This is a genomic window from Massilia haematophila, assembly GCF_042647645.1.
GTDB classification, from domain to species: Bacteria; Pseudomonadota; Gammaproteobacteria; order Burkholderiales; family Burkholderiaceae_D; genus Telluria; species Telluria haematophila.
On record NZ_JBHRVV010000001.1, the window covers coordinates 1,828,329 to 1,842,981 of the forward strand.

Annotated in this window: 13 protein-coding genes; 2 read left to right on the forward strand and 11 right to left on the reverse strand. The window is 67.0% G+C overall.

Annotated elements, in window-relative coordinates:
- The first annotated feature begins 97 nt into the window (after positions 1 to 97).
- A complete protein-coding gene (locus ACFOPH_RS08180; protein WP_312549608.1) occupies positions 98 to 931 on the forward strand; it encodes a metallophosphoesterase in 834 nt (277 codons plus the stop codon).
- Positions 932 to 1,016: 85 nt separating this feature from the next.
- A complete protein-coding gene (locus ACFOPH_RS08185; protein WP_312549609.1) occupies positions 1,017 to 3,362 on the forward strand; it encodes an FdhF/YdeP family oxidoreductase in 2,346 nt (781 codons plus the stop codon).
- A gap of 20 nt (positions 3,363 to 3,382) precedes the next feature.
- Here the strand turns inward: ACFOPH_RS08185 and ACFOPH_RS08190 are convergent, their stop codons facing one another.
- From ACFOPH_RS08190 to rseP, 11 genes are all read right to left on the reverse strand, one after another.
- The gene (locus ACFOPH_RS08190; RefSeq protein WP_312549611.1) at positions 3,383 to 3,970 is read right to left on the reverse strand and encodes a DUF6151 family protein; all 588 of its coding nucleotides are present in this window, start codon (positions 3,968 to 3,970) and stop codon (positions 3,383 to 3,385) included.
- Between the two features lie 108 nt (positions 3,971 to 4,078).
- Positions 4,079 to 5,275, reverse strand: a complete 1,197-nt coding sequence (locus ACFOPH_RS08195; protein ID WP_379734682.1) for an EAL domain-containing response regulator — start codon at positions 5,273 to 5,275, stop codon at positions 4,079 to 4,081.
- Between the two features lie 43 nt (positions 5,276 to 5,318).
- Positions 5,319 to 6,128, reverse strand: a complete 810-nt coding sequence (locus ACFOPH_RS08200) for a TrmH family RNA methyltransferase (RefSeq protein ID WP_312549613.1) — start codon at positions 6,126 to 6,128, stop codon at positions 5,319 to 5,321.
- A complete protein-coding gene (gene rnhB, locus ACFOPH_RS08205) occupies positions 6,125 to 6,799 on the reverse strand; it encodes a ribonuclease HII (RefSeq protein WP_312549614.1) in 675 nt (224 codons plus the stop codon). Before rnhB ends, ACFOPH_RS08200 begins: the two co-directional genes overlap by 4 nt.
- A complete protein-coding gene (gene lpxB / locus ACFOPH_RS08210; protein WP_379734685.1) occupies positions 6,796 to 7,956 on the reverse strand; it encodes a lipid-A-disaccharide synthase in 1,161 nt (386 codons plus the stop codon). The genes rnhB and lpxB overlap by 4 nt, the downstream gene beginning before the upstream one ends.
- A complete protein-coding gene (gene lpxA / locus ACFOPH_RS08215) occupies positions 7,940 to 8,728 on the reverse strand; it encodes an acyl-ACP--UDP-N-acetylglucosamine O-acyltransferase (RefSeq protein WP_379734687.1) in 789 nt (262 codons plus the stop codon). Before lpxA ends, lpxB begins: the two co-directional genes overlap by 17 nt.
- Positions 8,728 to 9,228 carry a 3-hydroxyacyl-ACP dehydratase FabZ gene (gene fabZ / locus ACFOPH_RS08220; protein ID WP_379734689.1) on the reverse strand — a complete coding sequence of 167 codons (501 nt, stop codon included), beginning with the start codon at positions 9,226 to 9,228 and terminating at the stop codon, positions 8,728 to 8,730. Before fabZ ends, lpxA begins: the two co-directional genes overlap by 1 nt.
- A complete protein-coding gene (gene lpxD, locus ACFOPH_RS08225) occupies positions 9,218 to 10,294 on the reverse strand; it encodes a UDP-3-O-(3-hydroxymyristoyl)glucosamine N-acyltransferase (RefSeq protein ID WP_379734691.1) in 1,077 nt (358 codons plus the stop codon). The genes fabZ and lpxD overlap by 11 nt, the downstream gene beginning before the upstream one ends.
- A gap of 4 nt (positions 10,295 to 10,298) precedes the next feature.
- Positions 10,299 to 10,811 carry an OmpH family outer membrane protein gene (locus ACFOPH_RS08230; protein WP_312549622.1) on the reverse strand — a complete coding sequence of 171 codons (513 nt, stop codon included), beginning with the start codon at positions 10,809 to 10,811 and terminating at the stop codon, positions 10,299 to 10,301.
- Between the two features lie 37 nt (positions 10,812 to 10,848).
- Complete coding sequence (gene bamA / locus ACFOPH_RS08235) at positions 10,849 to 13,206, reverse strand: outer membrane protein assembly factor BamA (protein ID WP_379734693.1); 2,358 nt, start codon at positions 13,204 to 13,206, stop codon at positions 10,849 to 10,851.
- Between the two features lie 66 nt (positions 13,207 to 13,272).
- Positions 13,273 to 14,610: an RIP metalloprotease RseP gene (gene rseP / locus ACFOPH_RS08240; RefSeq protein ID WP_379734695.1), complete on the reverse strand. Its 1,338-nt coding sequence runs from the start codon at positions 14,608 to 14,610 to the stop codon at positions 13,273 to 13,275.
- Between the last annotated feature and the right edge of the window lie 43 nt (positions 14,611 to 14,653).

Consider the following 14,653-nt stretch of genomic DNA (forward strand, 5'->3'; position numbering starts at 1 on the left):
CGCACCGAGGCGGGCGATTTGGCGGAAGGCCGGGCGGACGATAGCGGTTCAAGCCAGGCGCGCCGGCGCCGCGCACTTGGCTTTATACTGCCCGGCTATGCGCATACAGCTTTTCTCGGACCTTCACCTCGAACGTTACCCGGCCTTCCAGCCCCTGATCGCTCCCGACACCGACGTCGTGGTGCTGGCCGGCGACATCGGCTCCTACCAGCCGGGCTCGCGCCTGGACGGCATGGATTTCGGCCTGGGACGTTTTTCTCCCCTGCGTCCCGGCGCCAGCCCGGCGCGCGTCCTGTTCGTTCCCGGCAACCACGAATACGACGGCCTCGAGTTCGACGCGACCAACGCCCGCCTGCGCGCGCTCTGCGCCGAACTCGGCATCGAGTGGCTGGACCGCGAGACCATCGTTATCGATGGGGTACGCTTCATCGGCACCACGCTGTGGAGCGACTTCGACGCCCTGGCCTGCCGCGAGACCGATCTGACGCGCCAGCTGCAACTGCGCGGCAAGGCCTTCCGCGCGGCCAATTACTATCTGAGCAAGAACACGACGCTGCGCGACGGCGTGCCGATGCTGGCCGAGGACATGCGCACGCTCTCGCTCGACTGCCAGGCCTGGCTGCGCGCGGCGCTCGCCGTCCCCTTCGACGGCACGACGGTTGCCGTCACCCATTTCGCCCCCAGCCTGCAAAGCGCCGACCCGCGCTACGGCCTGGCCGCCGGCACCGCGGGCTTCTGCAATGCGATGGAGGCCCTGTTCCCCTTGGCCGACGTCTGGATGCACGGCCACCTGCACTGCATGAACGACTACACCGTCAGCGGCGTCGAGAACGGCCGGCCCTGGTCCTGCCGCGTGGTCGCCAATCCGCTCGGCTACCTGAGCAAGGGGGAGCAGGAAGGCTTCCGGCCGGAGCTGGTCATCGAACTCTAGCCGGCCAAATGTTTCCCTGAGTCTTCAGTGCACTGAAAAATCGCCGATCGTCCTAGAATCGTCCTTTGTCGTTTCAGGAGGAACCATGTCGAAAAAGGATGTACCGGGAATCGGGGAATACGGCGGCCCGGCCGGTGGCTGGGGCGCCTTGCAGGCGGTCGCCAAGGCGCTGCGCGGCGAGATGTCGACGCGGCGCACGACCATCCTGATGCAGGTGAACCAGCCCGAGGGCTTCGATTGCCCCGGCTGCGCCTGGCCCGATCCGCGCGAGGGCTCGTCCTTCGAGTTCTGCGAGAACGGCGCCAAGGCCGTGTCCTGGGAAGCGACCAACAAGCGCGTCACGCCCGAGTTCTTCGCGAAGCACAGCGTCAGCGAACTGTGGGGGCGCGACGATTTCCAGCTCGAATGGGAAGGCCGCCTGACCCACCCGATGGCCTACAACCCGGACACCGACCACTACGAGCCGGTGTCCTGGGACGAAGCCTTCCGCCGCATCGGCGCCGGGCTGCGCGCCCTGCCCGACCCGAACATGGCCGAGTTCTATGCTTCCGGACGCGCGTCGAACGAAGCGGCCTTCCTCTACCAGCTGTTCGTGCGCGAATACGGCACCAACAACTTCCCCGACTGCTCGAACATGTGCCACGAGGCGACCAGCGTCGGCCTGCCGCAGGCGATCGGGGTCGGCAAGGGCACCGTCACGCTGGAAGACTTCGACCACTGCGACGCCATCTTCTCGTTCGGCCACAATCCGGGCACGAACCACCCGCGCATGCTGGGCACGCTGCGCGCCGCCTCGCTGCGCGGCGCGCCGATCGTAGTCTTCAATCCGCTCAAGGAACGCAGCCTGGAGCGCTTCAAGTCGCCCCAGCATGCGCTCGAGATGACGGTCGGGAAGGCGGTGCCGATCGCGTCCCACTATTACCAGTTGAAGATCGGCGGCGACGCCGCGGCGCTCAAAGGCATGATGAAGGCCCTGCTGGCGATGGACGCCGCGCTGCGCGCGGGAGGAGCAGGCGGCCTGCTCGACCGCGACTTCATCGACGAACACACCCTCGGCTTCGCGGAACTGGTGGCCGACCTCGACGCCACCTCGTGGGAAGAGATCGAGCAGGTCGCCGGCCTGTCGCGCGCCAGCCTCGAGGAAGCGGCCGGCATCTATGCGAAGGCGAAACGCGTCATCGTCTGCTACGGCATGGGCATCACCCAGCACCGACACGGCACCGGCAACGTCCAGCAGTTGATGAACCTGCTGCTCCTGCGCGGGAATATCGGGCGCGAGGGCGCCGGCATCTGCCCGCTGCGCGGCCATTCGAACGTCCAGGGCGACCGCACGGTCGGCATCACCGAGATCCCGAGCCAGGGTTTCCTCAATGCGCTCGAGCGGGTGTTCGGCATCAAGGCCCCGCGCGACAAGGGCCATGGCGCGGTCGAGGCCATCGAGGCCATGCACGCGGGCCGCGCCAGGGCGCTGGTCTGCCTCGGCGGCAACCTGCCGCTGGCGATGCCCGACCCGCAGGTCTGCTTCGAGGCGATGCGCAGGCTGGATCTGTCGGTGCACATCGCCACCAAACTGAACCGCTCGCACCTGATGGTCTGCAAGAACACCTTGCTGCTGCCCTGCCTCGGCCGCACCGAGCTCGACGTCCAGGCCGGCGGGCCGCAGTCGGTGACGGTGGAAGACTCGATGTCGATGGTGCACGCTTCGCGCGGCACGCTGCAGCCGGCGTCCCCGCTGTTGAAATCCGAGCCGGCCATCGTCGCCGGGATCGCAAAGGCGACCCTGCCCGACTCGAAGATTGACTGGGATGCCTTCATCGCCGACTACAACCGCATTCGCAACGCGATCGAGGCCGTGTTCCCCGACTTCGACGACTACAACGAACGGGTGCGCGTACCGCGCGGCTTTCGCCTCGACAGCCCGGCCGCGCGCCGCGAATGGCGCACGCCCTCTGGCAAGGCCCACTTCATCGTCTTCGACAGCCAGGACGAGCGTCCGCTGGCGCGGCCGGACGCACGCGACGTGCTGGTGCTGGCCACGGTGCGCAGCCACGACCAGTACAACACCACGATCTACGGAAAGAACGACCGCTACCGCGGCATCACCGGCCGGCGCGACGTGATCTTCGCGAACGCGGCCGACCTGGCCGAGCGTGGCCTCGAGCATGGCGACCTGGTCGACATCGAGGCGGTGGCGGCGCACGACAACGCCAGCGAACCGCGCATCGTGCGCAACTTCGTCGCCGTCGCCTTCGACATCGCGCGCGGCTCGGTCGCCGCCTACTATCCGGAAGCGAACGCCCTGGTCGCGCTGGCCAACTTCGACCGGCGCAGCGGCACGCCGTCGTACAAGTCGGTGCCGGTAGTGCTGCGGCGCGCGGCTGGCGGCGGCAAAGCCAGCCACGTCGACCGCGAGGAGGATGCCGCCGCCTGAGCGGCCTCCTTCAGCCGAATTCAGCTCAGTTGCGCGCGCCGCTCGGCGGAGATGACCTCGGGCTGGCGCACCGGGGTGGCGCTGCCGGGAACGAAGAAGGGATTGTCCTTCCAGCTTCCCGTCAGGCGCGCCTTGACGATCTTCCCGCCTATCCTGGCCGCCGCCAGCGCGGTCGCCACCGGCGTCGCCGCCACTCTGCGGTAGGCGGTGCGGGTATTGGTCGCAATGTGGGAAGAGCCCAGCGCGGCGTCGAGCTCGGCGGGCGATGCGGCCAGGCAGGCGCGGATCACGCCGACGTAAGGCAACTTCGGATCGCGCGGCGTGTTGCCGATCGGCGTGCGGCAGCAGCGCGCATACCAGCGGTACAAGCCCTTCGGGCTGAGCGACATGCAGGCAAGCTGGTCCAGGCCCTGGCTGAAGCGCACGCCGCTCGGCAGCGCCGCCGCGACCTCGGTGCCACCGGCGCCGTCGAGGAGTGTGATCTCGTTGCCGAGGAAGCGGGCAAAGGCGCGGCAGTCGGTGCAATAGCACTTCGCGCGCGCGGCCACGGCCGCGGTGTCCAGTTCGCCCTGCAGTTTGCCGCAGCGGCAGCGTAATCGAATGTTCATCTTGCCCCCCGAGAGATGGAACCAGTGTGCCATATGCCTGCCGCCCCGGTGGGCACGGGGCGCCCACCCTACGATTCCGCAGGCGCCAGGCGCGGCGCGCGAAGGCGCTCAGAAGAAGTGCCGCCACTCCTCCAGCCAGCCCGGGAAGGCGCCCGCCTCCATCGGATTGGCGATGTGGTAGCCCTGGGCATAGGTGCAGCCCAGGCCCTGCAGGAAGTCCCAGTCCTGGCGCGTTTCGACGCCGACCGCCACCGACATGCGGTCCAGGCTGTGCGCCAGGCCCAGGCAGGAGCGCAGCACGGTGCCGAGCGGGCGCCGCTTCGAGGCGCCGTCGACGAAACTGCGGTCGATCTTCAGTTCCGAGAACGGGATGCGCGCCAGCAGCTGCAGGTTCGAGCGGCCGGTGCCGTAGTCGTCGATCGCCAGGCCGAAGCCCATCATGCGCAGGCGCACCAGGCGCTCGATGAAATGGGGATCGGTGTTCAGCACCGAGGACTCGGGCATCTCGAAGGTGATGTAGTCGGGCAGCACCGTATGGCGGCCGAGGCAGGCCGTGATCTGGCGGATAAAAGCCGGGTGGGCCAGGGTCTCGGGCGCCAGGTTGATCGAGATCGAGATCGGCGTGCCCTGGTCGTGGAACCAGCGGCAGCGTTCGACCGACATCTCGATCATGCTCCAGTCGAGGAAGTCGACGCGGTTGTTCTGTTCGAGCGCATCGATAAAGGCGGCGGGGCTGAGGAGGCCGTGCTCGGGGTGGCGCCAGCGCGCGAACACTTCCAGGCCTTTCACCTGGCCGGTGGCCAGCTCGATCTTCGGCTGGAAGAAGGGTTCGAACTGGCGCTTCTGCAGGCCCAGGCCGATGTCGGAGAAGGAAAAACGCGGCGTCTCCCCGCCCGCGCCGGGCGGGGCCGGCGGCAGGTAGTTGTCGATCAGCGGCTTGAGCCTGGCGGCGGCGACCGGCTTGGCGGCGCTGCCGAGCAGGTCGATGCCGTAGACCTGGGCCAGGGTCTCGACCGAGAACAGCAGGTTCGCCGGCTGGGCGCCGGTGACGATCAGCTTGACGTCGGATTCGAGCGTGGCCAGGTTGCGGATCAGCTCCAGGCCGTCCATGCCCGGCAGGTCCAGGTCGATGATCGCGATGTGCACGCGCGGCGTGAAGCCGGCCTGGAAGGTGCGCAAGGCCATGTGGCCGTCGGGCACCTCGGTGATGCGGGTCGCGCCCAGCCGGCCCAGCATCTCGGCCATGGCGGCGCGCTGGCCCTTGTCGGCCTCGGCCACCAGAAAGTGCAAATGCGCGATGTCCATCCCTACTCCACGGCGTGATGTTTAAGTTGATTCCGGGACGAGATTACCCTAGAGGCAGCGCTGCCGTCCATGCCTGGCGCTGGCGCAGCTGCTCGAAAAAGCACACCGCCGCCGCCGCCGCCACGTTCAGCGACTCGACCTGGCCCGCGTGCGGGATCACGACCTGGTGCGAGGCCAGCCCCATCAGCTCGTCGCCGACGCCCTGCCCTTCGTGGCCCAGCAGCCAGCCGACCGGCTGGCGCAGGTCGACCTCGTACAGGCGCTGCTCGGCATACCCGCTCATGGCGAGCACGGCGATCTTCGAGGCCCTGACCAGCGCGGCCAGGTCGACGTTCTCGAAGATCTCGAGCACGAAGTGGGCCCCCATCGCGGCGCGCAGCACCTTGGGCGACCAGCAGAAGGCCGTGCCGGGGCTGCAGAAGACCTGGGTGATGCCGGCCGCGGCGGCGCTCCTGAGGATGGAACCGGCGTTGCCCGGGTCCTGCACGCCGTCGAGCAGCACGGCGGACACCGTCATCGCGGCGGGCGCGGCCGGTTGCGGGGTTTCGACCAGGAACAGCAGGTTGACGCCGTGCTCGACCTGGCTGAGCGCCTTGAACAGCGCATCGGGCAGCGCCGTCACGTGGACGTGCATGCCCTCCAGGCGGGCGACGATGTCGGCCACTTCCGGGTTGTGCAGGGCCTCGTCCGAGACCACGCAATGCGCCGGCGCGCCGCGCAGGTCGAGCCAGGACTGGCACAGGTGCACGCCGTCGAGCAGGGTACGGCCGGCCTTGCGCCGCGCCTGCGAGCTGGTGGCGAGCTTGACCAGGTCCTTGTAGAAGGGATTGTCGCGCGAGGTGATGCTCTTCATGCCGGCGCCGCCTCATGCGCAATGTCGGCGGCGCCGAACAGGTCGACCTGCAGCAGGTTGCGCACCGGCGCGAACGAGCGGCGGTGCACCGGCGACGGGCCATGCAGGCGCAGGCGCTCCAGGTGCAGCGGCGTCGAATAGCCCTTGTGCTGGTCGAAGCAGTATTCCGGGTACTGCGCGTGCAGGCGCACCAGCAGCGCGTCGCGCGCGGTCTTGGCCAGGATCGACGCCGCCGAGATCGCGTGGCACTTGTCGTCGCCTTCGACGATGGCGTGGGCGCGGATGTCCATCGGCGGGCAGCGGTTGCCGTCGATCAGGGCGATGGTCGGCACGGTCCGCAGCGCTTCCACCGCGCGGCGCATCGCCAGCATGGTCGCGTGCAGGATGTTCAGGCTGTCGATCTCTTCGCAGGAGCATTCGGCGATGGCCCAGGCGATCGCGTTCTCCTTGATCTGCGGGGCCAGTTCATCGCGCCGCGCCTCGGTCAGCTTCTTCGAATCGCGCAGGCCCTCGATCGGGCGCTTCGGGTCGAGGATGACGGCGGCCGCGAACACCGGCCCGGCCAGCGGGCCGCGGCCGGCCTCGTCGACGCCGCAGACGATGTCGAGGTCGGTAAACGGCCGCAGCCTGGGCGGCAGGCCGGGATAGAAATTGATACGCTTCTTGCTCATTTGTCCGATTCTATGACGCGCAGGACTGCCTGCGCGCTCTCCTGCGCGCTGTTGCGCAGCAGGCTGTGATGCATGTCCATGAAACGCCCCGCCAGGCGGTCGCGCAGGGCGGTGTCGTTCAGCTGCTGCCAGACCGCGCCGGCCAGCGCTTCCGGGGTGGCCGCGTGCTGCAGGTATTCCGGCACCAGGAATTCGCGCGCCAGGATGTTCGGCAGCCCGATCCAGGGCAAATAGCCCATGTGGCGCATGATTTCCCAGGACGCCCGCATCACCTTGTACGCGATCACCATCGGCTTCTTGTGCAGGGCCACTTCCAGCGTCGCCGTGCCCGAAGCCACCAGCACGGCGTCGGCGGCGGCGATCGCGGCGTGCGACTGGCCGTCGATGAGCGTCAGCGGCACATCCTGGAGGCCGGCCCTGGCGACGATCTCGTTGAAGTAGGCGCGCTGTTTGTCGCCTGCCATCGGCACCACGAATGTCAGGGCCGGATCGCGTTTTGCAAGCAGGCCGGCCGTGCGGACAAAGGTCTCGGCCAGGTATTTCAGCTCGCCCATGCGGCTGCCCGGCATCACCGTCACCACGCGCGCATCGGCAGCCAGGCCGAGCTTCGCTCGGGCGCCGGCCACGTCCGGGATCATCGGGATGGTCTCCGCCAGCGGATGGCCGATGTAGGTCACCGGCACGCCGGCGTCGCGGTAGATCTGCTCCTCGAAGGGGAAGATCACCAGCATGTGCGAGACCGCGCGCTGGATCTTCTTGATCCGGCCGCCGCGCCAGGCCCAGATCTGCGGGCCGACGAAATGCACGGTCGGGATGCCGCCGGCGCGCAGCTGCTCCTCCAGCCCGAGGTTGAACCCGGGGTAGTCGGCGCCGATGAAGGCGGCCGGCTTTTCTTCCAATAAGCGATCCCGCAGGCGGTTCTGGATGCCCTTGATCTCGCGGTAGCGCGGGATGATCTCGAACAGGCCGCGCACGGTCAGGGTTTCGATGGGCACGTCCGAGACGAGTCCCTGCTCGATCATGCGCGGGCCGCCGATGCCGTGGAAGCGGGCGTTCGGCAGGACCGGGCGCAATCCTGCCATCAGGCGTGCGGCGAGCATGTCGCCGGACACCTCGCCGGCGACCAGGGCTAACGAGATGTCAGCGGACGATGCCACGGGTGATGGTGCCGAGGAAGTCGAGCACCGCCTTGACGTCTGCCGCTGCCTCGGGCGAGGCACCCTCTTCCTGCTCGAGCGCCGCTTTCGCTTCTTCCAGCGTCAGGCCCGAGCGGTACAGGTGCTTGTAGGCGGCGCGGATGCCGTCGATCTGGGCGCGCGTGAAACCGCGGCGCTTCAGGCCTTCGATGTTGACGCCGCGCGCGGCCGCCGGGTTACCGGAGACCATGACGAAGGGCGGCACGTCCTGGGTCAGGCTGGTGTACATGCCGATGAAGGCGTGGGCGCCGATCTTGCAGAACTGGTGCACGCCGGCGTAGCCGGAGAGGATGGCGTAGTCGCCCACGTGCACGTGGCCGGCCAGCTGCGCATTGTTCGAGAAGATCGTGTGGCTGCCGACCTGGCAGTCGTGCGCCAGGTGGACGTAGGCCGAGATCCAGTTGTCGTCGCCCAGGCGGGTCACGCCTTCGTCCTGCGCCGTGCCCAGGTTGAAGGTGACGAACTCGCGGACGGTATTGCCGTTGCCGACTTCCAGCCGGGTCGGTTCGCCCTTCCACTTCTTGTCCTGCGGCGCGGCGCCGATCGAGCAGAACTGGAAGAACTTGTTGTCCTCGCCGATCGTCGTGTGGCCTTCGATGACCACGTGCGGCCCGACCACGGTGCGCGCGCCGATGCGCACGTTGGGACCGATGATCGAATACGGGCCGACCTCGACCGAGCTGTCCAGCTCGGCCTGCGGATCGACGATTGCGGTAGGATGAATCTTGCTCATTACTGCTCCGTTCCTTGCGAACCTTTCATCGTCGCCTCGGCGGCGCCGCGAATGGTGCACATCAGTTCGCCCTCGACGGCGACCTTGCCGTCGACGCTGGCCACTGCCTTGTATTTCCAGATGCCGCGCGCCACGCGCAGGATCTCGACTTCCATCTTCAGCTGGTCGCCCGGCTCGACCGGACGCTTGAAGCGCGCGTTGTCGATGCCGACGAAATAGACCACCGAATTCTCGTCGGGCTTGACGTTCATGGTCATGAACGACAGGATCGCCGCGGTCTGGGCCATCGCCTCGATCATCAGGACGCCCGGCATCACCGGCTTGTGCGGGAAGTGGCCGTTGAAGAATTCCTCGTTGGCGGTGACGTTCTTGATGGCGGTGATGCGCTTGCCCAGCTCGACGTCGAGCACGCGGTCGACCAGCAGCAGCGGGTAGCGGTGCGGCAGGTATTCCTTGATGCCGTTGATGTCGAGGGTGATCTTTTCGGTGTTAGTCGTCATGTTGTTCCGAGAGCTTTTTGATTGTTTTTTCCAGCGTGCGGATCTTCTCGCGCATGGAGTTGAGGTTGCGTACGATCGCGGCCGATTTCTCCCATTCGGCGTTCTTCGCGAGCGGATAGAAGCCCGTGTACTGGCCCGGCTCGAGCACCGAGCGCGACACCATCGAGCCCGACGAGATGTGCACGTTGTCGGCGATCTCGAGGTGGCCCAGCACCATGGCGGCGCCGCCGAAGGTGCAGCGGCTGCCGATCCTGGCGCTGCCGGCCACGCCGACGCAGCCGGCCATGGCCGTGTGGGCGCCGATGTGGCAGTTGTGGCCGATCTGGATCTGGTTGTCGAGCTTGACGCCGTCCTCGATCACGGTGTCGGCCAGGGCGCCGCGGTCGATCGAGGTGTTCGAGCCGATGTCGACGTCGTTGCCGATCACCACGCGTCCGGTCTGCGGGATCTTGATGTAGACGCCGCTTTCCACCGCGAAGCCGAAGCCGTCGCCGCCGATCACCGCGCCCGAATGGACGATGCCGCGCGCGCCGATGATGCACTCGCGGTGGAAGGTGACGTTGGCGAACAGGTGGCTGTCCTCGCCGATCACCGCCCCGCGGCCGACGAAGCAGCCGTGCTCGATCACCGCGCCCGCTTTCACGACGGCGCCGGCTTCGATGGTCACGTGCGGTCCGACGTGGGCGCTGGCGTCGACTTCGGCGCTCGGATCGACCACGGCGCTCGGGTGGATGCCCGGGGCCGGGGCCTGTTCCTCGAGCGACACGAAGTACTGGGCCGCGCGCGCGAAATAGGCGTAGGGGTTGGTGGTGACGATGCGGCTGCCGGCGTAGGTGGCGGCGACCGACGGGTCGTCCAGCGGCGACAGGATCAGGGCCGCGGCCGCGCTTTGCGCCGCCAGGGCGCGCAACTTGCTGTTCGAGAGGAAGCTGATCTGGCTGGCGTCGGCGCTGTCGAGCGGCGCGATCGAGGAGACGACGAGGTCGGGGTTGCCGATCAGCTGGCCGCCGAAGCGTTCGACCAGGTCGCCCAGGCGCACGCCACGGGGGATATTCTTTTGTTCCAAAATCTTACTTGTCCAGCTGTTTCAGGATCTTGTCGGTGATGTCGATGCGGGGGCTCGACCAAGCCGCTTCCTGCAGCACGGCGTCGAGCTTTTCCTGCTCGGCGATCTGTTCGATCAGTTTATAGGCCTTCTGGGCGATGGCGGCGCGCTCCTCGCTCTTGCGCTGGAACAGGTCTTCCTGGAACTCGCGCTGCGTACGCTGCACGTCCTTTTCCATGTCGAACAGTTCGCGCGCGCGGCGGGTGCGCTCGATGTCGGTCAGGCGCGGGGCGTCGGCGTCGAACTTCTCGCTCATCTGCTTGAACTTCGCCACCATCTCCTCGGTCGTCTTCTGGCGCTTGGAGAATTCGGCCTGGATCTTGGCGTCGGCCGCCTTCGCCATCTTCGACTCGGTCATCAGGCGCTCGGTGAACACGAAGCCGATGCGGCTCGGCGCCGTTTGCGCCTGGGCCAGCGGAGCAGCGCACAGGGCTGCCAGCAGCAAGGTCCCGGGCAAGGCATTTAGAGTTTTCAACATGATTCTCCGCGGTGAAAGTGTGACGCTCCAGGGGATGTCAGAAGCCCGTCCCCATCTGGAACTGGAAGCGCTCGAGCTGGTCGCCCGGCTTCGCGTTCAGCGGCTTCGCAAACGACAGGCGCAGCGGGCCGACCGGCGAAATCCAGGACAGGCCGATACCTGCCGAATAACGGAATTCCTTCAGGCGGATCGGGTTGTCCTCCTGGAACACCTGGCCGCCGTCGGCGAAGGTGAACCAGCGCAGGCTGCGGTCCTTGCTGCTGCCCGGGAACGGGAACTGCAGCTCGAGGTTGCCGATCACGCGCTTGGAGCCGCCGATGGCGTCGCCATAGACCGGATCGACCACGCCCAGGGTCGAGCTCTCGTAGCCGCGCACCGAACCGATGCCGCCGGCGTAGAAGTTCTTGAAGACCGGGTAGGCGTCCTTGCCGATGCCCTTGCCGTAGTCGAACTCGCCGCGCACGGCCAGCGTCATCCAGCTCGTCAGCGGACGGTACCACTGGTGTTCATAGACGGCGCGGAAGTACTTGGCGTCGCCGAACACGTCGACCTCGAGGTTGGCGCGCTGGTAGCGGCCCTGGCTCGGGGTCAGCGCGCTGTCGCGGCTGTCGCGGCCCCAGGCCACGGTCAGCGGAATCGACACGCTCTTGCCGGTGCCCACGCCATAGTTCAGGTCGTCGGACGGATCGTTCGGGCCGCCGTTCTGGGCCACGAACTGCCGGTACAGGGCCGGGCTGGTGGTGTCGGTGGTCAGCGTCGTGCGCTCCAGGCCGGCGCCGAAGTAGACGGTGTCGGTTTCCGAGAACGGCACGCCGAAGGTCAGGTTGCCGCCGGTCTGGCGCACCGTGTACGAACCGATGTTCGAGAGCGGCGGACGCGTCGTGCGGTAGTAGAGCTGGAAGGCGCGCGAGATGCCGTCGTCGGTGAAGTACGGGTTGGTCTGCGAGAACGCGATCGTCCGGCTGTACTTCGAGGTGTTCAGGTCGAGGCCGACGGTGTTGCCGCTGCCGGCGAAGTTGGCCTGCTGGATCGAGGCGGTGAAGGTGAACTTCTCGGCCTGCGAGAACGAGCCGCCGATCATGAAGTTGCCGGTCGGGCGCTCCTCGACCGTCAGGTTGACGTCGACCTGGTCGGTGGTGCCGGGCGACTCCGGAGTCTCGACCTTCACGTCCTTGAAGTAGCTGAGGCGGTCGACGCGGTCGCGCGAGAGCTTGACCTTGCTGGCGTCGTACCAGGAGCTTTCGAACTGGCGGAACTCGCGGCGGATCACTTCGTCGCGGGTGACGGTGTTGCCGGCGATGTTCATGTGACGCACGTAGGCACGCTTGCCCGGGTCGACCACGAAGGTGAAGGCCACCTGGCGCTTCTCGCGGTCGAGCTGCGGGTCGGCGTTGACGTTGGCGAACGCATAGCCGAAGTTGCCCAGGCGCGCGGAAATCAGCTTGATCGAGGCTTCCTGCTTGGCGCCCGAATAGGTCTCGCCCGGCTGGAGCAGGATCAGCTGGCGCAGCTCTTCCTCGCGGCCGAACATCTCGCCGTCCATCTTGATGCTTGATACGGTGTACTTCTCGCCTTCGGTGATGTTGATGGTGAGGTAGATGTCCTTCTTGTCCGGGGTGATCGCGACCTGGGTCGATTCGACGTTCGCCTCCAGGTAGCCGCGGTCCAGGTAGTAGGACTTGATCGCTTCCAGGTCGCCGGTCAGCTTGGTCTTGGAATACTGGTCGGCCTTCGAGTACCAGGTGAACCAGCCGGACGTCGACAGCTGCAGGATCTCGCGGATCTGCTTGTCCGAGACGACCTTGTTGCCGACGATGTTGATCTGCTTGATGCGCGCGACCTCGCCTTCGTCGACGTTGAACATGACGTTGACGCGGTTGCGTTCGATCGGCGTGACGGTGGTGGTGATCTTCACGCCGTACATGCCGTGCGAGAGGTACTGGCGCTTGAGTTCCTGTTCGGCGCGGTCGACCGCGGACTTGTCGTAGATCTTGGCTTCGCCCACGCCGATCTCGCCCAGGGCCTTGACCAGCATGTCCTTCTCGAATTCCTTGGCGCCGGTGAAGTCGACGTTGTTGATCGCCGGGCGTTCCTCGACCAGCACGATCAGCACGCCGTTTTCTTCTTCAAGGCGGATGTCCTTGAAGAAGCCGGTCGCGTACAGCGCCTTGATGGCGGCAATGCTCTTCTCGTCATCGAAGGTCTCGCCCACGCGCACCGGCAGATAGGTGAACACGGTGCCGGCCTCGGTCCGCTGGATGCCTTCGACCCGGATGTCCTTGACGACGAACGGATTGACGGCGAGCGCAGGACCGGCGCACAGCGCCAGCACGGCCGCGCCGATCAGGCTGCGGCGAATGAACGGCAGGGCAAAACGATCTGGTTGTGAATTCATTGGCTAAATCAACGGGTCAGTCATTGGACAACATACATATTCTTGTTTGCCGGTGCCGCGGAAAGACTAGAGCAGTCTTCCCAGGTCATTGAAGACGGCGAGCGCCATCAGCATGAACAGCAGGCCTACCCCTGCGCGTTGAGCGAATGCCTGGATTCGCTCGGACAGGGGACGCCCGGTCAAAACTTCCAGCGAATAATACAGCAAATGGCCACCATCCAGCACTGGAATTGGTAACAGATTCATTACACCCAGGCTCACGCTGACCACCGCGATAAAGCCCAAAAACGTCGCAAGGCCCATGCGCGCTGTCTGTCCGGCGTAGTCGGCAATGGTCAGCGGACCGGTCACGTTCTTCAGCGACGCCTGGCCGGTGACGATCTTGCCGATCATCTTGAAGGTCAGCGCCGTCATCTCCCAGGTGCGGCGCGCGCCCTTCGCCAGCGCCTCGAACGGGCCGTCCTGCACGGTCACGAAATCGACCGCGCTCGCCAGCTGGACCTGGGCCACGCCCTGCCCTTTCGGATCGCGCTCGGGCGTCAGCGGCAGCGTGACGATGGCGCCGTCGCGGCGCACGCGCAGCGCCAGCGCGCGTTCCGGCGCGGCGCGCACGGTGCGCACGAAGTCGCCGGCGTCGCGCAAGGCCTTGCCGTCGACCGCCTCGATCACGTCGCCGCGGCGCAGGCCGGCGCGGGCGCCGGGACCGCCGGCGACGGCCTCTTCGACCTGCGCCATGCCGATCCAGACATCGATGCCGAGCGCGCCCATGACGTCGCCGTCGGGATCGACCGCGCCGAAGGCACTCGCGGGAATGGTGGCGGCGTACTGGTTGCCGTTCGCGCCCTTGACGTCGAAGCGGGCCGGCTCGCGGTCCACCGCCAGGTGGGTGACGGCCCAGCGCAGCTCGGAGAAGGAAGCGACCTGCTCGCCGTTCACGGCCAGGATCGCGTCGCCGCCGCGCAGGCCGGCCGCGTACGCCGGGGTGTCGGCGTCCATCGCGGCCAGGCGGGTGCTGGGCTCCTGGGTGCCGTGCATGAACAGCGCAGCGAACAGGGCAATGGCCAGCAGGAAGTTGGCGGTTGGCCCGGCCGCGACGATGGCGATGCGCTTCCAGACGCTCTGGCGCGTGAATTCGCGCGCCAGGTCGGCCTCGAGCTTCGGCGCGGTCGCCGGATCGCGGGCGTCGAGCATCTGCACGTAGCCGCCCAGCGGCAGGGCCGACAGCGCCCATTCGGTCTGGTCGCGCCCGAAACGGCGCGACCAGACGACCTTGCCCATGCCGACCGAGAAGCGCAGCACCTTGACGCCGCACAGGCGCGCGACCAGGTAGTGCCCGAGTTCGTGGAAGATGATGAGCGGCCCCAGCGCGAGCACGAAGGCCACGGCCGTGTAAAGGAAGTTCATGATGTCTTGGTTCCGCGTGATTCCGCGTGCTTGCGGGTGGTCG